This is a genomic window from Eubacterium ramulus (assembly GCF_045002895.1).
Classification (GTDB): domain Bacteria; phylum Bacillota; class Clostridia; order Lachnospirales; family Lachnospiraceae; genus Eubacterium_I; species Eubacterium_I ramulus.
This window is the reverse complement of sequence record NZ_CP173382.1, coordinates 1,114,702-1,135,483: the sequence shown is the minus strand read 5'-3', so window position 1 is coordinate 1,135,483 and position 20,782 is coordinate 1,114,702. Positions and strand designations below refer to the sequence as shown.

The 20,782-nt window shown below is 40.9% G+C and carries 19 protein-coding genes and 1 pseudogene; 6 read left to right on the top strand and 14 right to left on the bottom strand.

Annotated elements, in window-relative coordinates; genetic code table 11:
- Positions 1–22: 22 nt before the first annotated feature.
- From ACIRUQ_RS05215 to ACIRUQ_RS05160, 12 genes are all read right to left on the bottom strand, one after another.
- Entirely contained in the window at positions 23–1,588 is a 1,566-nt protein-coding gene (locus ACIRUQ_RS05215; protein WP_055290136.1) for a helicase-related protein, read from the bottom strand.
- 42 nt (positions 1,589–1,630) lie between these two features.
- Positions 1,631–4,828 (bottom strand): DEAD/DEAH box helicase family protein, encoded by a 3,198-nt coding sequence (locus ACIRUQ_RS05210; RefSeq protein ID WP_055290137.1) that lies wholly within the window; start codon positions 4,826–4,828, stop codon positions 1,631–1,633.
- A 256-nt stretch (positions 4,829–5,084) separates the two neighbouring features.
- Positions 5,085–5,939, bottom strand: coding sequence for a hypothetical protein (locus ACIRUQ_RS05205; protein ID WP_055290138.1), 855 nt, complete (start codon positions 5,937–5,939; stop codon positions 5,085–5,087).
- Positions 5,940–6,270: 331 nt separating this feature from the next.
- A complete protein-coding gene (locus ACIRUQ_RS05200) occupies positions 6,271–6,534 on the bottom strand; it encodes a hypothetical protein (protein ID WP_021738305.1) in 264 nt (87 codons plus the stop codon).
- 95 nt (positions 6,535–6,629) lie between these two features.
- Positions 6,630–7,439: a PD-(D/E)XK nuclease family transposase gene (locus ACIRUQ_RS05195; protein WP_021738306.1), complete on the bottom strand. Its 810-nt coding sequence runs from the start codon at positions 7,437–7,439 to the stop codon at positions 6,630–6,632.
- 280 nt (positions 7,440–7,719) lie between these two features.
- The gene (locus ACIRUQ_RS05190) at positions 7,720–7,959 is read right to left on the bottom strand and encodes a hypothetical protein (RefSeq protein ID WP_021738307.1); all 240 of its coding nucleotides are present in this window, start codon (positions 7,957–7,959) and stop codon (positions 7,720–7,722) included.
- Positions 7,960–7,980: 21 nt separating this feature from the next.
- Positions 7,981–9,093 carry a DNA polymerase III subunit beta gene (gene dnaN, locus ACIRUQ_RS05185; RefSeq protein ID WP_021738308.1) on the bottom strand — a complete coding sequence of 371 codons (1,113 nt, stop codon included), beginning with the start codon at positions 9,091–9,093 and terminating at the stop codon, positions 7,981–7,983.
- Positions 9,094–9,458: 365 nt separating this feature from the next.
- A complete protein-coding gene (locus tag ACIRUQ_RS05180; RefSeq protein WP_242853596.1) occupies positions 9,459–10,103 on the bottom strand; it encodes an ATP-binding cassette domain-containing protein in 645 nt (214 codons plus the stop codon).
- On the bottom strand, positions 10,100–10,894 hold the full coding sequence (locus tag ACIRUQ_RS05175; RefSeq protein WP_154315124.1) for a hypothetical protein: 795 nt from the start codon (positions 10,892–10,894) through the stop codon (positions 10,100–10,102). Before ACIRUQ_RS05175 ends, ACIRUQ_RS05180 begins: the two co-directional genes overlap by 4 nt.
- Positions 10,895–10,955: 61 nt before the next feature.
- On the bottom strand, positions 10,956–11,714 hold the full coding sequence (locus ACIRUQ_RS05170) for a hypothetical protein (RefSeq protein ID WP_147597862.1): 759 nt from the start codon (positions 11,712–11,714) through the stop codon (positions 10,956–10,958).
- Between the two features lie 152 nt (positions 11,715–11,866).
- A complete protein-coding gene (locus ACIRUQ_RS05165; protein WP_021738313.1) occupies positions 11,867–13,198 on the bottom strand; it encodes a hypothetical protein in 1,332 nt (443 codons plus the stop codon).
- Positions 13,191–13,613, bottom strand: coding sequence for a hypothetical protein (locus ACIRUQ_RS05160; protein ID WP_021738314.1), 423 nt, complete (start codon positions 13,611–13,613; stop codon positions 13,191–13,193). Before ACIRUQ_RS05160 ends, ACIRUQ_RS05165 begins: the two co-directional genes overlap by 8 nt.
- Before the next feature lie 303 nt (positions 13,614–13,916).
- Between ACIRUQ_RS05160 and ACIRUQ_RS05155 the strand changes: the two genes are divergently transcribed.
- The 4 genes from ACIRUQ_RS05155 to ACIRUQ_RS05140 all read left to right on the top strand — a co-directional run bounded on the left by ACIRUQ_RS05155 (position 13,917) and on the right by ACIRUQ_RS05140 (position 16,130).
- Positions 13,917–14,645: a transposase gene (locus ACIRUQ_RS05155; protein WP_021738315.1), complete on the top strand. Its 729-nt coding sequence runs from the start codon at positions 13,917–13,919 to the stop codon at positions 14,643–14,645.
- Between the two features lie 226 nt (positions 14,646–14,871).
- Positions 14,872–15,234 carry a PadR family transcriptional regulator gene (locus ACIRUQ_RS05150; protein ID WP_021738316.1) on the top strand — a complete coding sequence of 121 codons (363 nt, stop codon included), beginning with the start codon at positions 14,872–14,874 and terminating at the stop codon, positions 15,232–15,234.
- A complete protein-coding gene (locus ACIRUQ_RS05145; protein ID WP_021738317.1) occupies positions 15,231–15,632 on the top strand; it encodes a DUF6120 family protein in 402 nt (133 codons plus the stop codon). The genes ACIRUQ_RS05150 and ACIRUQ_RS05145 overlap by 4 nt, the downstream gene beginning before the upstream one ends.
- Before the next feature lie 27 nt (positions 15,633–15,659).
- Positions 15,660–16,130 (top strand): hypothetical protein, encoded by a 471-nt coding sequence (locus ACIRUQ_RS05140; RefSeq protein ID WP_022036685.1) that lies wholly within the window; start codon positions 15,660–15,662, stop codon positions 16,128–16,130.
- Between the two features lie 159 nt (positions 16,131–16,289).
- On the opposite strand, the gene ACIRUQ_RS05135 is transcribed toward ACIRUQ_RS05140, so the two are convergent.
- Positions 16,290–16,493, bottom strand: coding sequence for a hypothetical protein (locus tag ACIRUQ_RS05135; RefSeq protein ID WP_021738319.1), 204 nt, complete (start codon positions 16,491–16,493; stop codon positions 16,290–16,292).
- A 717-nt stretch (positions 16,494–17,210) separates the two neighbouring features.
- Here ACIRUQ_RS05135 and ACIRUQ_RS05130 point away from each other — a divergent pair.
- Together ACIRUQ_RS05130 and ACIRUQ_RS05125 are read left to right on the top strand one after the other, a co-directional pair.
- Positions 17,211–18,368, top strand: a complete 1,158-nt coding sequence (locus ACIRUQ_RS05130) for a DNA/RNA non-specific endonuclease (protein WP_055290139.1) — start codon at positions 17,211–17,213, stop codon at positions 18,366–18,368.
- Between the two features lie 112 nt (positions 18,369–18,480).
- Positions 18,481–19,556: pseudogene (locus tag ACIRUQ_RS05125) on the top strand (IS256 family transposase); the annotation flags it as partial.
- A gap of 107 nt (positions 19,557–19,663) precedes the next feature.
- On the opposite strand, the gene ACIRUQ_RS05120 reads toward ACIRUQ_RS05125, so the two are convergent.
- The gene (locus ACIRUQ_RS05120) at positions 19,664–20,695 is read right to left on the bottom strand and encodes a tyrosine-type recombinase/integrase (protein ID WP_021738323.1); all 1,032 of its coding nucleotides are present in this window, start codon (positions 20,693–20,695) and stop codon (positions 19,664–19,666) included.
- Between the last annotated feature and the right edge of the window lie 87 nt (positions 20,696–20,782).

Below are 20,782 nucleotides of genomic sequence, written 5' to 3'. Positions count from 1 at the left end.
TCCTTTATTTCCTTCTGCCGCTTTATGTGACTGCTTCCCCGCTGTCATCCTTCCGGTCAAGTTCCAGGGACGCATTGATCTGTGAGAGTCGCTGGCTCTTTTCGATCAGTTCCGCTTCCCGTTCAAACGGCTTTTCATATTCTGCCTTTGCCGCTTTCAGCGCATTTCGGTATTCCTCTATCTTTGCTTTGATCTTCTGCTCCATCTTATCCCATGACGTGAAGAAATTATCCAGGCGCCGGATACAGCCGCTTCCGGACAGGGACGCATCAATCCAGTATGTATTACGACCACAGATACCTAAGTTCCGACCAAAGATGTCCTGCTGATATAAGATATTAAACCCTCTGTACCGTCCCAGTTCCACTTTCACACCCTTTGGCGCACGTAAGAGCAGGTCTTCCACCGCCTGTGCAGCTTCCGCACGTTCCAGATAGGCGATACCTTCCACTTCCATACAGAATATATCTTTTGTTTCCTTAGCAATGGTTTTTTGATCCTCCTGCAGCCGGGAGAGTTTTTCCGTCTCTTTTCGGATGCGTGCCGGATATTCTTCCAGATAGGCATCCTGCAGGGCGTACTTTTGGGAGTCATAGTGTGCCTTTAGCAGTTGGAGCTTTTGCACCTCACTGTCTAACGCCATCTTCTCCTTGATCAATGGGTTACCTGTGGCGATCGCTTTCAGCTCCGCAAAATTTAGCACCATCTCATCTATGTCATCGCAGGTACGTGCTGTCGTTCCGGCATGCATCACCTGGGAGATGAAACGCTGCTTATTTTCCAGCACAGACCATAAAAACGCATCAAAGGTATCCTGTGTCACATATCGGTAAATGCGGACGCTGGTATTTTCGTTACCCTGCCGTATCCCGCGCCCTTCCCGCTGTTCGATGTGGGCCGGGACCCATGGGCAGTCGATATGGTGCAGGGCAATGACATGGTCCTGTACATTGACTCCGGTGCCGCATTTTTCGGTAGATCCTATCAGTACCCGGATTTCACCTTCCCGCACCAGATCAAGCAGTCGCTGCCGTTTTTCCTCTGTTTTTGCATCATGGATAAACGCGATCTGCTCTTTTGGGATTCCATTCTGTATCAGTCCTTCTTTGATATAGGAATAAACGCTGAACCGGCTCCCATCATTCGGGGTTCCGATATCCGAAAAGACAAGCTGAGTCCCGATCTTTCCTTCTGCCAAAGCTGCATTATACTCCTGTTTGACACATACGATGCACTGCTCCAGCTTTCCATCCGGATTTTTTGGTGCTTCCGGATCCAGAAGTCTGGCATCTGTGCCAAGCAGCCTTGCATCTGTTGTCAGTTTCAAAAAATTATCCACTGAGGCATCCACGCCCCCGTTATGGATCTGCTCTGCCCGCGTCACGAAACTGTCCATGATCTTTCTTCCATAAGTATCCAGTTTTGCCACCTGCACCCGGTATTCTGCCTCCGGCACGTCAAGGTCTAACTGATCCCTGGTCTGCACGTCGGCAATCTCCCGGAACATCGTCAGCAGCTCCGGCAGGTTCCTAAAACGGTTAAACCTGGTCTTAAACCGGTAGCCATTGCCTTCCACTGCCAGCTCCAATGCCGTCGTTGTCTCCCCATAGGTCGCTGCCCAACTGTCAAACTACTGTAATCCCATCTTTGAAAGTTTGTCGCTTTGCAGGTAACGCTGCATCACATACATTTCACAGATCGAATTTGACACCGGTGTCCCCGTCGCCAGGATCACACCGCGCCCCGGCGTGCATTCATTCAGGTACTGACACTTGGCAAGCATATCGGATGCCCGCTTAGATGCAGCACTTGTAATGCCGGGGATGTTTCCCATCTTGGAAAAGATCTTGCAGTTTTTGTAGATATGTGCCTCATCGATAAAGATGCAGTCGATCCCAAGTTCTTCAAAACAGATGACATCATCTTTTGATGCATCCTGCAGTCTCTTCAGTTCTGTCTCGATCGACTTTCGCTCCCGCTCCATCTGTTTGACCGTCCAGTGTTCCCCCGTTCTGGCTTTCAGTTCTTCAATCCCCATAAGGATCTCATCCAACTGTCTCTGTAAGATCATCTTCTGCCGCTCCGGGGAAATCGGAATGCGTTCAAACTGACTGTGGGACATGATCACACAGTCATACTCCATGGTCGCAAGGCGTGAGATGAATTCTTTCCGGCGGTTTTTCGTAAAATCCCGCTCGGAAGTCACAAGGATATGTGCCCCGGGATACAGGCGCAAAAATTCGGAAGCCATCTGGCGGACCAGTGTTTTTGGTACACTGATCAGCGGCTTTTGTGCCAGTCCAAGGCGCTTGAGTTCCATGCACGCACTAACCATCTCAAAACTCTTTCCAGCCCCGACACAATGTGCCAGCAGGGTATTTCCGGATAAAAGTATCCGGGCCACCGCATTCTTCTGGTAAGGCTTGAGTTCGAATGCCGGGTTCATTCCCGGAAACGTAAGGAAACTGCCATCGTATTCCCGCAGTCTTGTATGGTTGAATGTTTCGTTATAATATCGGACGTACTTTTTCCTTCGTCCCGGTTCCTCAAACAGCCAGCTTTTAAACTTCATCTGAAGGAGCTCCTGCTTTTCGGAAGCCAGCATGGTCTCTTTCTGGTTCACCACATAAGTCACACTGCCATCGGAATGATCGATCCGGTCTTTGACTACTACTTTCCGCATGTTCAGTGATGTCTGAAAGATCGTATAGGCATCCATCCGCGCGGTTCCATAGGTCTCACTCGCTTGCAAAACAGATGCCTGTGATGCCTTATTGGTGATAAAGTAAGCCCCTGTGACGGGATTTTGTTTTACCGCAATGTCAGTATCGGAAAGGTGTTTCGGATCACGCCGGTAATATCCCGGTGTCCCAAGCGTTTCATATAAAAATGCTTCATAATCCTCTGCTTCGATCCATGGGATTCCGATCTGGATGGAGATGTCCCCTGCCGGGATATCCTCCGGCTGCACCTGCTCCAATGCCCTGACATTTTCTGCAAACAGCTTCGGGTTGGCCCGGAAAGCGCCTTGCGCAAAACGCAGCTTCTTTCTGACATTGCCGGACAGATATTCCCCGGCAGTCACCCATCCCTCGTAAGGCGTCTGTTCCCGGTAACATGCCGGATCTGGATAGATCAGTCCCTGCAATTCCTGAGTCAGACGTTTCATGGCATCTTCCATTGTCTCATCCTCTTTTTGCACCAGTCCTCCCATATACGGCAGATTGATCTTTCCATACTGGTTTAAGCTCAAACTGATGGAATCCACTGACGAATCCACCTTTGTGACCACTTCCTGTCTACGCATGGTGCAGTGATAGAAAATATCCGCTTTCCGGACATGATCCTTTTCCACGATCTCCAAGGCGCACAGCAGCGGATAATCTGCATCCTCCCGAAAAACCTTGTTTCCCATGTTGGTCAGATGCCCATACCGTTTCACATACGCATCATAGGTCTGGTTTAGCTTGTGGCGCACACGCGTAAGCTCCTCTTCTGTTCCCGTCTTTTGCTGTAACTTTAACAGGCGGTGTACCAGATGCCGGATCTCATCCATCCCGGCGATCCTCTGGCGTGCCATTCTTCCGACAGAAACCGCTTCCATCACAGAATTCCGTTTGAAATATAATGCCCCGCGTTTATCGAAAAAGTAGGTGTAATTCTTCACATCCGCCGGTGCCGGCGCGTACACTACTTCCTCTGTGTGTACGCTTTCCGGCAGTGTCCCCTTGATCCGGTCCAGTGCTGCTTTTACATCATCCGCACAAAAATCCTGTTTCGTGACACAAAACGCATGTGGGAATCTGGTATCTGCCTGCAGGTCACCCAGGACCTGCTCCGGATGCTCCATAAAATAAGAATTGACTCGGAAGCCATCCGGTGTCTGTAGCGTATCCACCCATGTGACAGTATCCGAAAGCGCATGCTCTTTCTTTTGCAGCACCAGGATGTCACTGGTGACTTTCGTCCCTGCCATTCCCTGAAATGCTTCTACGGGAAGCCGCACTGCTCCAAGCAGTACCGCTTTTTTTGCCAGCAGTTTCCGGAATGATGTATTTTTCCCATCCAGTGTCCCTTTTGCAGTGATCAGGATTGCAATCCCGCCAGCCCGCATCAGGTCCACGCTCCTGATCAGAAAATATTCATGGATTTTCAGATGAAAGTGATCATAACGCGCATCTGCCACCTGGTAATCACCAAACGGGACATTTCCAATGGCACAGTCGAAAAAGTTATTCTCATACCTGGTATTTTCCAGTCCGGCCTGTGTGATCTCAGCCTTTTGGTAGAGTTGTTTTGCGATATGCGCACTCACAGGATCGATCTCTACCCCATAGCGGTGGATCATCGGATCTGCATCCATGACACTGAAAAAATTTCCGATCCCAAGCGACGGCTCCAGCAAGTTTCCCTGTTGAAAGCCAAACCGTCTCAAGGTTTCCCACATGGATTTAGCGATTCCCTGATCCGTATAAAAAGCATCCGTAACCGTTGCCCTGGCAGCCTGATATTCTTCTTTCGTAAATAATTCCTGCAGGACTTTGTGCTCGGATGCCCACGCTGCATCATCCTCTGAAAACGCCTGGGAGAGACCGCCCCATCCGACATATTTTGCCAATACTTCCTGCTCTGTCTCTGTTGCCAGACGGTTTTCCCTCTCCAGATGTTTTAACAGCCTGACTGCTTCCACGTTCCGCTTAAAACGTGCTTTCGCTCCCAGATGCATGACATCGCCATGAAACCGGAAATCCCTTCTTTGTTGTTTCTTCTTTTTCTGCCGAAACCCAAACCAGTCATACGACAAGAAAAAGGTAAAAAATTGCCTCATTTCTTTTTTCTTTCCTCCTTTTTTGCATACAAAAAATCCGCACCAGTGTGCGGATTCCTTCTTTCTATCTATGTATAAACGGGGTTCCCCCGATTGTATTTTGATTTCTCGCAGGCGATCTCCTGCCCATTCGACGATGCTTCTGCATCTGTTCTGATCGTGGGGATATGCTCCCACCTTATGATTTGCTGTCCCAATGGGACATATGATTTCTTCAGGTCTGATCCTGATCTATGACTGATATTGTTTATATACGTCAGTTTTTTACATATGGAAACTTCATAAAGAATGGCAAGTCCAAAATGCGTATAATCTGAGGGGTTTGGATCTCACCAAACGTTTCTTTCAGAACTGTATGCAGTTCTTCCGGAAATACATTTGAGTGAAATGGGGACTCAAACAGTTCCTCTACGTTCATGGATGCCTTCGCTTCATGCGCCACTACAAAGGGAATCTGAAGCTCCTGTCCAGATGCTTTCCGAACCTCTCTCTTTTGGTCCACGCGGTATTTTCCCTTCCGGACGCTGGCACCTGTGGCAAAGTAAATTTCTGCCATCTCCTGGAAGTCCCGATAAAGTTCTGATGGTGTAAAGTCCAATCCATGAAAATCCTTGGAAAAGCAGATGCCCGGTAGATATAACAGCTTCCCATCCACCCGAAGTTTCAGGCAGTCTGTAAGCAGCTCTTTTGGATCCGTTGGCAGTTCACACAAATTTGGTAACATATTTTCTGTCCGGAATCGGTAAACATACATCCGATGATCCTGATCCATATGGTTCTTTTCCAAAAGGCGTTGCATATCCGGCTCCGTCAACTGATGAAAATACTTCTGCATGTCTTTCGCCTTTTTTCCAAGTGACAATTGCCCCCACTCATGGATCGTCATACCAATCCACTGAAAAAATTCCTGGTCGATTACCACAAACTGCACTTTCCCCAGTTTTTTAGGATAATGCGCACTCTGCCTTGCCATTTGCATTTGTATGATTGCGGCATCTGCACTGGAATGTACATTGTTCATCCAGCTCCATTCATCCTTGGAAGCCTCCGGATATAAAATATCCCAGATCTCATTCGTGTAACGCATAATTGGTAATGTATACTGTTCCATTTTCGCACCTATTTGCAGGATATTCCTGCATCCTTTCTCATCTGTCTACTTATTTCAAGAACGCCCTCGGCATTCTTGCTGCGAGATGCACGTCATGCAATGCATGACATATTCTTCTGTGCATCTCTGCAATCCTGCCGGAGGCTATATCAGATGGGAGATTGAATCCCACCACTGATATAATCTTGTTGCTCACCACCTGCAGAGGTGGGAGTCATCTCACATCTGATATACGGATTTCGAGCACCTTTCATAACAAAAAAATGCGAAAAAAAATCCTGACCTCAATAAATGAAGCCAGGATTTCACTGTTTTTATCTTTTCTTCCTACCTACTGTTCTTTCGGCAACTGTGGCTCAGCAAGCCATTCCTGCACCATGGAAACATCTGCATTTAACGCTTGGGCAATCTGCTCCACTGGCAGGCCAAAGTCATTTAATCGATTCGCCATTTCCTTTTTTTCTTCTAGTGCATAGCCTTCTGTATATCCTTCTACATAACCTTCCGCATATTCCTCTGCATATTCCTTGGCATATCCCTTTGCACGTCCCTTTGCATAGCCTTCTGCACGTATCTCTTCTATCTCTCGGCTCATTTTCTATTACTCCTCCTTTAACATGATAGGCTCTGATCGTTATATTATCAGAGCCTATATCTTGTTATTTCTGGCTATTCATCCATTTACTAGAATTATTTCACTGGGGAAGTTTCTCCAGAAAGCCATTCCTGGATCATTTGAACACTTACCTGCACTGCCTGAGCAATCTGCTCCAATGGCATCCCCATCTTATATAAATTGTTTGCTGTTTCCATTTTGTCTTCCATTCGTCCCTCTTCACGAATTTCTTCCAACACTTTACACATATGCGTGACTCCTTCCTCTGACTCTTTTAACTCGTATATCCTTTTTGCTAATACACCGTCCTGCATATCAGATGCCGCCTTACAGTGAAAATCATGCATCAGCCGTCCAAGCTCTGTATCCTCATGCTTGCTTGAATCCACATAAATAATGTGGGCTTCATCTCCAAATTCTGCCCCATTTTCTTTTATGATCCGATCCACGTGAGCAATCGGTAATCTGTAACCAAGCGTATCATCCTGTGTGACAAATATAATATATGTTTCGGGAAGTTTATCAAAAAACTCTCCCGGATTCAATACATTCATATCCATTAATCCTAAATGATATCTGGCACGTTTCGGGATTGCTCCCTCATCTTCCTGCTGGATTTCTACATTAAACAGGCGACCATCCCCCGACTTTGCTACACAGTCAAGAACAGCACTCCTGCCATGTAAGTTTTTGTAATCCACCTGAACCTGGTTATCAAGAACGGTCAACATGCTGTCATTCATAATGATACGCAATATGTATTCACAGCATTCCTTATCTTTGAGCACATTCCTTGCCAGAATGTCGCTCATCATGGTGAGATTTTTAATCTTCTCAATGTAGCGCACTTTGCGTTCTTCAAATGTTTCCATCTTATAGCTCATCGGTGTACTTCACCTCCCAACTATTCCCATGAAATCCATTTGTCTTTGAGACTATTTTACACATAATCACTTCTTCTTTCAAGTTCTCTACCTCCTGTTTTCATTTGAATTGTAAGTATTTGTTCCAGCCCTCCTTTCCATGCCTCTATACTTATATACGGATTTAGATGGCATGTAATAACAAATATTTACAATTTTCCCCAAAATAGTTTCTGCAAATCACATTCCGGTTCCAAGATCAACCTATTTTGACATGATCCGTACCTGCAATTACTTCTTGTTACGTTTTTTTTGTTTCCTCAATTTCAGCTTTATGCCGTTTGAGCCACGCATCCGCTTCCTCTTTCGTATATGGTTCGATACTTTCATCTACGACGTTCTTTTCATAAAGGAAATATTCCCCTGTTTTTTTTGGGAATAAGATTTTAACACTGTGGTAAAAAATACATCCATTCTCAATACGCGCAACTTCCTTTGCAGTCTCAGTGCAATATACTTTTCCTTTTAATACTTTCTTCATCAAAAATTTCCTTTCGCACCTTTAAAGTGCTGCTTCTGTTTTGCCTAATGAAACGGGTAATAATACATACAGATAATCCATCCCTTTGATCAGACAAGGATCTTTTGCACCACCCAAACTCAAGTCGATGGTTTCATCCTCTATGGCCTGTAGTATCTCCATCAGATAGCGGGGATTATATCCAATTCTTAGTGGTTCGCTTTCCCCTTCCGTTACGGCATTGATCGACTCTGACATTTCCCCTGCTGTGGTCGCAGCTTCCAGTGTCACTTTATTCTCCGCAACCTGTACGACCAATGGCTTCTGCACTTTATCTGCTAATAGCAGTAATGCCCTGGAAACGCTGTCTTTTAACTGTGTCTTGTCGATTCTGATATTCCTGTTTGTCTTATCCTGCAGGAAAGCGGAAATATCAAAATATTTTCCGTCAACCAGCCGCATAGATGCCCAGACATCCGGCATCAGAAAGCAAGCCAGATGCTCCGTTACACACAGATCTACTTTCTGTTCCTCATTATTTAACAGCTTGGCGATCTCTTTTAATGGGATTCCCGGAAGATTTAATTCCATTTCCTCCGTCTGTACCTCTAGCGCCCGGATTGCGATCCGATGACCATCCAGTCCGGTCAGACGCATCTGCCCTTCCTCGCACTTAACATGTACCACCGACAGCATTTGATTTACTTCTGTAACTGCAATCGAAAATAGTACACCATTTAAGGCATCTTTCAACGCTCCCTGTAAAACGCTGCAACTCACTTCCATTTCTGTCAGATCCGGAAGTCCTGGAAAGCTCTCGACATCGCTGACTGGCAGTTTGATCTTCACCTTTTTCCCGGATATCACAGCCGTTTTTTCATCCGATTGAATTACCACATCACCGTCAGGCATTTTTCTGGAAATGTCTGCCAGTGATTTTCCATCAATCGCACAGCATCCTTCCTCCTCTACCGTTCCGTCTACCTTCACCCGTAATCCAATCTCCAGGTTGGTAGCTTCCAACAGGATTTCATCCTCTTTTGCTTTGATGATGATGCATTTTAAAATTGCCTGAGCCAATGATCTTCCATTGATGCCTTTCAATGCAATTGCTACTTTCTTTTCTAATTCATCATTGTCAATAGAAACTTGCATTTTTCTTTTCCTCCTTCTTTCTGGGTATGCAAAAAGACAGAGCATCATGCCCTGTCTTTTTACATATCTGCGTATTCATATTTATTTTTTGATAAACAGGACTATTCCTGTCATATCCAAGCTGGATATTTATGTAAGAAATCCTTACAAAAATAAGAGTATCTGACACTCTTAAACTGAACCATTCCATTGGAATGTGTTGACCTTTGTTAAATATATACGTTGATTTTAGATGGAAGGAAACTTACTTTGATACAGTATATCAAAATCAATCTATTGAATTACAATCATTTTCCTAAATGATAGCTCTATTTTTATAATTTTTAAATATATTCTTTTTTAACTATAAACGAATTTATCATTATTTAGAGAATCTGTTTCATATACCCTTTGTTCATCTGGTAGACGCTGTTACATAATATTTTAATATCCTCTGCATTATGCGAAGATAATACGATTGTCCCCCCTGTCTGCTTCATTTTGAGCAGTATATTTCTGACCTCTTTTACACCGTCTTCATCCAGTCCATTAAATGGTTCATCCAGAACTAATAACTTCGGTTTTTCCATAATCGCCTGTGCAATTCCAAGGCGCTGTTTCATTCCAAGACTGTATTTACTGACAGGGAGTCTGCTTTCAGGATCCAGATTTACTAATTCCATAATTTTTTTCACTTGTTCTTTCGATACACACTTTTTATATCCTGCCAAAATCTCCAGATTTCTTAACCCAGACATATGTGAAATAAAAGATGGGTTCTCAATTATCACCCCCATATTTTCGGGAAAATCAATGTCTTTTCCGATTACTTTACTATTTACTCTGACTGTTCCGTGTGTCGGATGCACAAATCCACAGATGCATTTCATCAACATTGTTTTTCCTGATCCGTTACGTCCTACCAGACCATATATTTTTCCACACTCAAATTGTACATTTATCTCATGTAAAATTTCTCTTCCCCGAATTGTAAGTCCAACATCCGTAATATCTATCATATATTGATTCATCCATTGTCTCCTATTCTGCATTTTTTTACCTGAAAAACATTTTCTGCAAACAATAGTATGTTTAAAACAAGAAAATACAGCAACGACCACCCAATTTTACATTTAGGCTGTGCATAAAATTTGTCAAAATGGACACCAAAAATTGCATGTGTCATAGGAAACAACCAGGATATTTTTTCAAAAAAGGACACTGAAATTGCTCCAATCACAGTCACTGACATTGCAACAAACATACCCATTTTTTTATGACCGATCAAATGGAAAAAACATAAGATTTGAAGTAAAACCATAAAATAGCACAGCATCAGACCAATGCATATCATTGCGACACTGATTGGAGTACCATGACTCATTGTTCCAGATTCCAAAAATAACCTGTCATTTTTCGCATATATCTCCGGAAATCCCGCATACATATCTGTCATAAAACTACTCCAATGGTTAGAAACTACTCCATTCCTTCCAACCCAGAGCAGACTTGTTACTACAAAAAACAATATACATAAAGTTCCAGTCAACATACCAAATAATATTTGTCCGCAAAGCCACATCACACGATTTGACCTGGAAAAAGCAAAAATATTATTTGCACTGTTATCCGGGAATCCGGATAATAATACACAAAACACCAGTGGTATGACTAAAATGTAAAATTGGAAGGACATAACCAGGTCAAATGGTTCCAACATATTAATTTGTAAATGTGTAAGCTGTGCCACTGAAATCATATCCCGATATACATATTCCCCCAGGAATATTGCAGCAAATAGTAAAATCAAAAAATTTTTCAAACTGATCCACTTCCGGAATTCCATTCCTGCGACACAAAAAATCCACCTGATTTTCTGTTTTTTATTCATTTCGTCTCCTTATTTGCAGATAAAATATCCCACAAATTGCAATAATCAATAGAATCAGAAAGATCAAATACCATCCGTATTTTATTCCAAAATCACTATAAAATGACCGATCATAAAACAGATGATTCGATGGGAATAAAAATCTTATTGCATTGTATCTTGCCGGAATTTTTTCTCCATTATCGTAATATTGATATAATAAAAATCCTTCATATGCCGAGGACAATTTTTTACTAAAATATTCTGCCAGAACAAGCCCACTGACGGCATAAAAACATTCTTTACAAATTATTGTTATCACAATTGACAGCATAGCAAATACTGAGGCCAGCATTCCCGTATGAATAACTGAAACACCGAGATGAAATCCCCTTGCAGCAATCGTGGTTCCATACACATTCGCGATCACACTACTCTCTGCTGCATCACCTGAAAGCAGATAGACCGGGAACTTTATATAAACCAGAATAAAATATAAGATAATTCCAGATACAACACCGACAAATGTCTCTGCAGCAGCCTTTGTCATCCATTTCATTGTATATTTGATTCTTGTCGTTCTGGAAATTGACATATAGTAATGTCCGCTGAACCATTCTTCAGCAAATTCAGAAACAACCGGAAGTACTGACATCACTGGCAGTAACACAATAAACCATTCCATATCGCGAAAACTTACAGCTACACTGTAAGAACTTGCCATTTCACCCATCTGTAATAATTGTGACTTACCATAAGTTACAAATGCCATAAGCGTCATCTCATGTAGATCAACATCACTTCCCGGAAAACGACTTGTAAAACACAATAACATAATCCCAACAATACAGATCAGGTATTTCCCTGAAACTATTTCCTTTTTCATTAATCTTTCGCACAAGAATTACCGTCACCTGCCTAATCCTAATATACCATGGTAGTAATATCACCTGTAATCGCATCCACATCAAAATACATCTTTCTGTATTCAGATAGACCTGTGTTCTCAATAGAAAAATGGTATACAGGCCGACAATGAATCGACTGAATATACCCCCACTCTCTTTTTTCCTCATTTTCATACTCAAATTCTGTCTGATATAGCAACTCGATCGAGCTGATCTGAAACTGCTTGTCTTTCGATATATAATTACTTAACGTCTCGCACACCACATCAAGCGGCAATACTTTGTCATAAGTATTCAGAGTCTGAACAGATTCAAAATTCTGGCAACAACTCCAGATAAAGCCCAATTTATCTTTTTCAAACATTGTAACCAGATGGTTCGTACCAAATGGTTCAGCGGTCAGATTATCTTTTCCAGAATCTTCATTCATACTATCCAGTGAGGTTGCATCATCATGGTTTAATGCAACACCATCATAAGCGGTTCCCACATCAAACTCATAATAATATATCTCATCAGTTAATTTTCTTACATCTATCCCGAATACGGAATAATCAAGATATTCCGATCCTACATAATAATAATCTTCTTTCATATGCTTTTCAACATAGTCCACTGCTTCTGTCAACAACAGGTCGCCATCTGATAAATGGTAAGAAATATTTGAAATATCATCTTTATCCAGATCATAAGTTGCTACCGATGTCCCCAGATTTGTAGAACGATATCCATAAGCATCCTTTGAGTGATCATCCTGGTCGCCTACCAATGTTGTCGTTGTAGCATAATCCCCCATTTCCAACATAAAATTTGAAAAGACAAGCAGTTCAGAACATATTCCATCATTATAACCAATATATTGTACCTGCTCTTTTTGCTCCTTTGTTGCTTCATCCAGTGGAATTACTAACCTATCATTTTTTTCATTATCCCAATACATAATATTCATATAAGGTACCAAATCAGTATCCTCTTCCAGTCCTTCATACTTTCGAATATTATATTCAAACTTTTCCAACTGTCTTTCAAATGTATCTGTGGAAACCGGGAAATTCAATTCATAAACCTCATCTACATCTGGAATTGTAATCTTTGTATTCGATATATCAAGATTTTTATAGTTTTCAGTAATGGTATCTGTTTCAACTTTTGAGATGGGGATAAAATTTTTCTCTTTTTGAGGAATTTCTGATTTATTGGCAGAACAACCCGTCAAAAAAGTGATTAATCCAATCAATATAAATAGGGAGAATTTTTTTATATATATCATGCTAATTACCTCTACAACAAAAGGAGCCAAAATAAATCTGACTCCTTTCGCTAATTTCTTCTCAAGGTTACTATCCATTAGTCCTTATTGTTCCTGACATAGACGCTTTCGAGCCATTTCCATAAGTAAGTGAAGCTTTCATATAAACAGTATCAACCGACGGCATTGATTTATGTTTAAATGTTATACTTTTATTTACATCTGTAAAAGTTACTGTTTTATTTAGTGCCACTGCATTAGTGCATGCACTATTCGAATATTCCCGAATTGTCGTTGATTTTGATGCCACATCACCACTCATAGCTGTACAAGATGCTACATAACCATTTCCAAAATTAACAATAGACACGACTTGAGTTGTTTGATATGACCCCGGCTGAGCATGCACACTCCATGATCTTGAAGTTGCTGCATAAGCTCCAGTTGTACTCATTAAACACAATGCTGCTGCACAACAACCTGCAACAATACTTCTAACCTTATTTTTCAACATATTTTTTCTCCTCCTAATATAATTTGTCAATCACATCTCCTTCAGTCACCATTGGACTCCCCTCCTCCTTTATTTGACGAATTAATAATATCATTGTTTATTATGTATGTCAACATATATTTAGTTTATATAGGTATTGATTATTTTCTATATTTTGGTTACTATATAATCATAAAAAATAGAAAGCTTCCTGTATACTTTAAATAAGCCAAGAGATTGACATAAAAAAATACCTCAAGTAAATTTAGATTATTACTAACCTGCCAGTTGGTAAAAATCTAAAAAATACAAGAGGTATCTAACATGAATCTTAAAAGCACAAAGAAGAAAAATCAATTAATTACAGCAAATATTTTTGAACAACAGGAACTTTTGAAAAAAGCGAAGGTGATCAGGGAAAATCTTAAAGCGTCAACCTGGCATGAGTTAGAAATCAATGGTAAGTTTGATAAAAATGAAAAACTCTCATTTATCAGTGATGACATGCTTATTTTAGGATGCGATGTCGGCAGTGAAACGCACTATGTGAGAGCAATCGACACCCGCGGCAGAGAGCTCAGTAAGTCCGCCTTTTCGTTTAATAATGATTCAGAGGGATTCCAGAGTGCAAAGGAATGGGCGGTAAAGATAGCTGCTGAACATAATAAGAATCAGATCGTGCTTGGATTAGAGCCGACAGGTCATTACTGGTTTTGCCTTGCGACGTGGATGATTTCCAATGGAATCAGCGTTGTTCAGGTAAATTCTTATGCTGTGAAGCAGACGAAGGAGATTGAAGACAACAGCCAGCTGAAAGACGACACGAAGGATCCGAAACTGATTGCAAATCTTGTCAAGGATGGCAACTTCGCTATGCCATATCTTCCAGAAAAACTTTATGGGGAACTTCGCAGGTTATCGATGTTCAAAGATCAGCTGAATGAGGACAGGATCCGTTCCATAAACCGGATGCACAGGGAGATGAAGATCTATTACCCAGAGTATAAGGATGCGTTGGGAAAGTCGATGGTGCATTCAGCCTGGAACTGCTGAAACAGGCACCATTTCCGGATGATTTAAAAGCACTTGACGAAGACGGAATAAGACAGATCTGGCACGAAGCTAAGCTTAGAGGACGCGGCTATAGCAGGTCAGGAGAAATCTTAGGGTATGCGAGATCAAGTGTTGGTATCAAGGATGGACTATGACCTAATAGTTGTAAAGACCTTGGAGAGGGTCTATAAAAACTACTACTATACAATACGAGGATTTAACATATATGAAATCAAGGAACACATTTAAAAAAGGTTCCTGTGAAATGTTAGTTCTTCACATACTGAGTAAAAAAGGCGATTGTTACGGATATGAAATTGGACAGATAATTCGTGATATTACAAATGAATATCTTTCTTTTCCAGAAGGTTCGATGTACCCTGTTTTATATAAGTTAATCGATAGTGGATATATCACTGATTACAAAAAACAGGTTGGCAGACGAATGATTCGCGTCTATTATCACATTGAGTCATCCGGTCAAAATCGACTTGAAGAATTGACACAGGAATATTTAAAAACTACGCAGAGTATCCACGATATCTTAAATTTTGATTTTCAAACTCTGCAAGCGGAGGATACGCCATGAAATACAAAACTTTAACAAAAGGCGGTTCAACTTATTACCGGAAATTAAAAACATTAATTCCAATCAAAGGAAAATATGAAAAAGATTTTCTAAATACGATATTGCAAAATCTTGAGAGCATTTGCAGTGAGCAACCAGCAATTACATACCATGAATTATGCAATCGTATCGGTACGCCAAAAGATATTATTATTGAATATTATGAAAATGCGGATACAGAATATGTCATTCAGAAATTACGTATATCTTCTATTATACGTCATATAGTTATTTCGATTCTTCTCATTGCTGTAGTTGTTGCTTGCATAGAACTATATTCATTTCATAAATTATACACACAAGTAGACCATTCTATCGATGGCTACAGTATTGAAACACCTCCTACAGAGGTACCTTAATCTAATCGAAAACGGGGGCTTTTACTGATGAAAAAAGATAAAAAACGATTTCTATGCATTTTTACTGCATGCTTGTTAATAGTTACTGCCTGTATACCAGCATTTGCTCAAGATTCGAAGCAACATATACAATACTATGAAGATGGGAGCTACACTATAGAGACACTTACCATTGACAATCCAACTATCAGCTTCTATTCTTCAACCAAGCGTGGAACAAGATCAAGAATCTATTACTCTTCTGATAATGTTGAACAATGGTCTGTAACGGTAACCGGAAGTTTCTCATACGGAAACGGTTCGTCAACTTGCACAGCCGCATCTGCTACTGCAAAAGCAACTGCTTCAACTTGGACTATTAGTAGCAAGTCATCTTCCAAAAGCGGAAACAGCGCTACAGCAACCGCCACAGCTATCCAATATTTAAGGGGACATGAGGTTCAGAGAAAAACTCTTTCTACAACATTGTCTTGCAGTTCCAATGGAACACTATATTAAATAATCATCTACAGCATTTTATACATTTATTTTTAACTAAAAATGACATATAGTTCTATATTGAGAAGAAAATAAAGAGGTCCACAAAACGGACCTCTTTGTTGTTTCTACTCACATGTTATTTGATAATGTTTTTCCAATCACACTTCTATGTCAAGTCTAATTACCTGCTCTTTCGATCAATTCTTTCTTATATTTATAATAGGTATTCCTTGAAATCTGTAAAATATCAATGCATTCCTTATCTGACATATTCCCATCAAAACACTTCGACATTTTTAAGTTCCTGCTTTTCATTTCTTTTGACTTTTTGGTTATAACCTGACTTCCGGCACGTCTGCCAATCTGCTTTTGTTCTTCCACCGGTAGAAGCAGATTCTTTCTTTTGTAATCTGGATTCCCTGTGAAATTCGCTTATGCAGATCAGTGACTTCTTTTTCCGCCTGTTCAAATGCTACCTTGTTATGAAGTGACTTTTATCAAGAGTTAATTTTGAGAAATTTTTCTTAACTCCAGTCACATTTGTTTTTCTGACAGCATTAGAAAAGAGCCCTAGTTTAACAGTCCCCGGCAGTTGGCCACTCTGTTATACGTGGATTGGTTACCTACAGGCTAATGGTCCGCCGTTGGGTTCTACGATCTAAAAGCGTGGATCACAGTGTTTCATGTGCGTACATAGGGTAGACGCAGATAACCCAGACCTTACAGTGACCACAGCTCTTTTCTAATACTGTCAGATTATTTACTTGTTGTATTAAAATATACTCTATGACAAAAAGTATCAAAAAACACTCCATTTCTCCTGTTATCTGCTTCGAATTTCAGTCTTTCAATAAAACATAGTCTATTTTGATATCAAAATGCATTCTTTCCTTTGTAATCGGGAAGTGCTATGAAACACTCCCAATACTATATACGGAAAATGACTGCTGCCAATAACAACAAATTTATATTTTTTTCAAAATTTTCTTTCAGATCGGAAATTACTCCCTGTGATTTTTAAATTATAATTTTAAATGCATGCTACTTCTGGTATAATGATCAGAGAGAATTTATTTACAGAGAGAGAGGAAATGGAACATGAACTTTAAGAAACGGAACCGCTGGTATGGCTTGCTGCTATCCTTTGTCCTTCTGTTTTCACTGGGCGGATGCGGCGATGTGCAAACAGAAAACCCGCAGCCTTCCATTGAAACATCAGTTACTGACACCACACAGGAAGCTTCCGATGCGGAAGCGATCACCGATGAACTGGACCAGTCGGAGCTTCAGGATCAGGATGACACAGCACAATCTTCTGATGCCACACAGGTTTCAGATGCAGAGCAGGTCTCATCCACAAGCGCATCCCTTGATGCCATCCCTGCCTATGAAGGCTATGCATTTGTAGAAATCAATAACAATCAGCCATTTTTTACAGATGCAGACAAACAGAGAACAGATGCGTTTGAAGATTACAGCGAATTAGACAGTCTTGGAAGATGTGGCGTTGCCTATGCAAACATCTGTAAAGAACTGCAGCCTACGGAACCACGCGGAAAGATCGGTATGGTAAAACCGTCCGGTTGGCACACCGTAAAATACAATGACATCATCGATGGCAATTATCTTTACAACAGGTGCCACCTGATCGGATTTCAGTTGGCGGGAGAAAACGCGAACCCAAAGAACCTGATCACCGGAACCCGCTACTTAAATGTTGTCGGAATGCTGCCGTTTGAAAATGCAGTCGATGACTATGTCGACACAACCGGAAACCATGTGCTGTATCGTGTAACCCCGATGTTTTCCGGGGATGAGTTGGTTGCCAGAGGTGTCTTAATGGAAGCCTACTCTGTGGAAGATCTGGGTGCAGGCATTCAATTTTGTTATTATGTATACAATATCCAGCCTGGCATCGGCATTGATTACCAGACGGGTGACTCCTGGGAAGATGCAAGTGTTGTCGCAAAAGATAACACGACCTACCGGGTAACAGGCACCGCTAACGTTCAGGCACAGGAAGAACAGACAGAAGCAACAGAAACAGTCATACCTCAGCCTGCACAGCAGGAAGTAGAATCCGCTCCTCCTGCACAATCAGAGCTGGGTTTGGAAGCCACCGTCTGGATATCCGAAACCGGTTCCAAATACCACAGCAAAAATAATTGCGGCAGGATGAATCCAGATAAAGCCACTCAGGTAACAGAGCAGGAAGCAATCAGCATGGGACTTGAAAAATGCTCCAAATGCTGGTAACGCAAAACATGTACTGAATATATGAGAGAGAGCCTGTGAAAAAATTTCTGTAAATTAGACAATATAAAGGTCTTCTATGATAAAATATAAAAATCATAGGAGGCCTTTTATTATGGCAAACAGAAAAAGAGAAGTTTACAAACCAAAACCAATAACTGAAGGAAAGAGAAATTTGATTCAGGGCTTGCTCCAAGAGTATAATATCCAGTCCGCTGATGACATCCAGGAGGCCTTAAAGGATCTTCTGTCTGGCACAATTCAAGATATGCTTGAAACAGAAATGGATAATCATCTTGGTTATGACCGCTATGAAAGATCCGGTGAGCCTAACTATCGCAATGGAACAAAGCCTAAGACGGTTCGAAGCAAATAAAATATGGTGAATTTGAGGTTAATGTTCCTCAGGATCGACAGAGTTCCTTTGAGCCGCAGGTACTTCCAAAACGCCAGAAAGACATCTCTTCGATCTATGACAAGATTATTTCCATGTATGCAAAAGGAATGACCACTCGACAGATTTCAGAAGCGATAGAAGATATTTATGGATTTGAAGTAAGTGAAGGAATGGTATCCGATATCACAGATAAGCTTCTTCCCAGAATAGAAGAATGGCAAAATCGCCCATTGTCATCGGTATATCCAATCGTTTTTATTGATGCTGTACATTTTTCTGTGCGTGACGATGGCGTGATCAGAAAGCTTGCAGCATATGTCGTCCTTGGAATTAACGAAGACGGAATGAAAGAAGTATTAAGCATTGTTGTAGGAGAAAATGAAAGCAGCAAGTATTGGCTGTCAGTGCTGAACAGTCTGAAAAACCGTGGTGTTCAAGACATTCTTATTCTCTGCTCTGATGGCCTGACAGAAATCAAGGATGCAATCTCTGCCGCATTTCCTGAAACGGAACAACAGCGCTGCATCGTACATATGGTGAGAAATACGCTCAAATACGTTGCAAACAAGGATATGAAGTCTTTTGCGAAAGACTTAAAGACAATCTATACAGCTGCTGATGAAGAAGCTGCCAGAAAACAGTTAAAGACTGTTACCGAAAAATGGTCAGGACAATATCCGAGCGCCATGAACCGCTGGCATGATAACTGGGATGCAATCTCCCCGATTTTTAAATTTTCCAAAGAGGTTCGTACTGCGTTTTATACTACAAATGCCATTGAATCGTTAAACTCCTGTTTGTAAGCTTCCATTCTGCTGTTTCCTCCTTATTTTAAGCCATTTCTGGGATTTTCCAATTCATATTTTAGGGGCTACTGTGCCACTACTGTGCCATTTTTCATTTACCCTACATGCCGTTTACGTTCAAACTGTTCCAAACTGTCGAACAACATATCTGTCGTAACATGCATGTATAAATCTGTTGTAAGCTGTAACTGAGAATGTCCCAGTATCTGAGATACTGTTTTAAGCGGTATATTTGCTTCCAAACACCTTGTTGCAAATGTATGCCTGAAACAATGTGGTGTAACTCTCTCAAAAATCAAATCCGGATTATGTTTATGTATTTTACGCATTATGCCTTCTATACATTCACCTACAAGAAATTGTGTTGTTGGTTTATTGTTTTTAGTAACAAACACAAGATCCTCATAACCTTCTAACGGTTCTTTGCCCTGATTCACAATTCGTTTCTTTTTAAAAAACTGTTGGTGTAATGCGTCAATCGCAATAGCTGTCAATGGTATATCCCTTAATCCTTTATTTGTCTTCGTTGGATGCATCTGAAATACATATTTTCCATTTTTAGAAAAATATGTCAGAGAATGTCTTACATGAATTACTTTTTTCTTGAAGTCAATATCTTTCCACTGTAATCCAGCAAGTTCGCCAAGTCGCATCCCCGTTTCCAGAGCAACTATAAACAGATAATAATATATTGTATTTTCAGCCTCTTTTAAGAAAATCTCCTGTTCCTCAACAGTCAAAACACGCCTCATTTTCTTCTCTTCTCTGGTAATATCAGTATTTATCTGCTTTGCAATATTTTTGACGATCAAATCTGATGCATATGCCTTTTCAAGCATATCAACCAAAACTTTTTTACTATTTTTTCTTTGGTTATCTGTTTCCAAATTATTAATAGCATCCTGCATTACCATCAAATTCAGCTTATTCAATTTCCGCCACCCCAATGCATCTTTCACACGCTTATAATGTCTGGTATAAGTATCTTTTGTATTATCTCTACAATTTTTTTTACAAATTGAAATCCACTTATCAAACCATTCATCCAAAGTCATATTACTATGAACAACATTTATTGCAGCATCATCTTCCTGCCGTGCAATTCGCAATTTTTTTTTGGATTCCATTATAAGTAGGATCTGAAATTGATTGTCTTTTACCGAACCTATTTGTAAATCTTGCTATATATAACCCGTCTTCTTTTCTTTGACTTA

Bases quoted from the DNA above. Each gene is read 5' to 3' on its own strand.
- ACIRUQ_RS05180 (WP_242853596.1), bottom strand. From the start codon at position 10,103: ATGAATCAATATATGATAGATATTACGGATGTTGGACTTACAATTCGG.
- ACIRUQ_RS05150 (WP_021738316.1), top strand. From the start codon at position 14,872: ATGAAATCAAGGAACACATTTAAAAAAGGTTCCTGTGAAATGTTAGTT.
- ACIRUQ_RS05195 (WP_021738306.1), bottom strand. From the start codon at position 7,439: ATGAGCTATAAGATGGAAACATTTGAAGAACGCAAAGTGCGCTACATT.
- ACIRUQ_RS05205 (WP_055290138.1), bottom strand. From the start codon at position 5,939: ATGGAACAGTATACATTACCAATTATGCGTTACACGAATGAGATCTGG.
- ACIRUQ_RS05160 (WP_021738314.1), bottom strand. From the start codon at position 13,613: ATGTTGAAAAATAAGGTTAGAAGTATTGTTGCAGGTTGTTGTGCAGCA.
- dnaN (WP_021738308.1), bottom strand. From the start codon at position 9,093: ATGCAAGTTTCTATTGACAATGATGAATTAGAAAAGAAAGTAGCAATT.
- ACIRUQ_RS05200 (WP_021738305.1), bottom strand. From the start codon at position 6,534: ATGAGCCGAGAGATAGAAGAGATACGTGCAGAAGGCTATGCAAAGGGA.
- ACIRUQ_RS05170 (WP_147597862.1), bottom strand. From the start codon at position 11,714: ATGGCATTTGTAACTTATGGTAAGTCACAATTATTACAGATGGGTGAA.
- ACIRUQ_RS05140 (WP_022036685.1), top strand. From the start codon at position 15,660: ATGAAAAAAGATAAAAAACGATTTCTATGCATTTTTACTGCATGCTTG.
- ACIRUQ_RS05190 (WP_021738307.1), bottom strand. From the start codon at position 7,959: ATGAAGAAAGTATTAAAAGGAAAAGTATATTGCACTGAGACTGCAAAG.
- ACIRUQ_RS05130 (WP_055290139.1), top strand. From the start codon at position 17,211: ATGAACTTTAAGAAACGGAACCGCTGGTATGGCTTGCTGCTATCCTTT.
- ACIRUQ_RS05210 (WP_055290137.1), bottom strand. From the start codon at position 4,828: ATGAGGCAATTTTTTACCTTTTTCTTGTCGTATGACTGGTTTGGGTTT.
- ACIRUQ_RS05120 (WP_021738323.1), bottom strand. From the start codon at position 20,695: ATGGAATCCAAAAAAAAATTGCGAATTGCACGGCAGGAAGATGATGCT.
- ACIRUQ_RS05155 (WP_021738315.1), top strand. From the start codon at position 13,917: ATGAATCTTAAAAGCACAAAGAAGAAAAATCAATTAATTACAGCAAAT.
- ACIRUQ_RS05165 (WP_021738313.1), bottom strand. From the start codon at position 13,198: ATGGATAGTAACCTTGAGAAGAAATTAGCGAAAGGAGTCAGATTTATT.
- ACIRUQ_RS05145 (WP_021738317.1), top strand. From the start codon at position 15,231: ATGAAATACAAAACTTTAACAAAAGGCGGTTCAACTTATTACCGGAAA.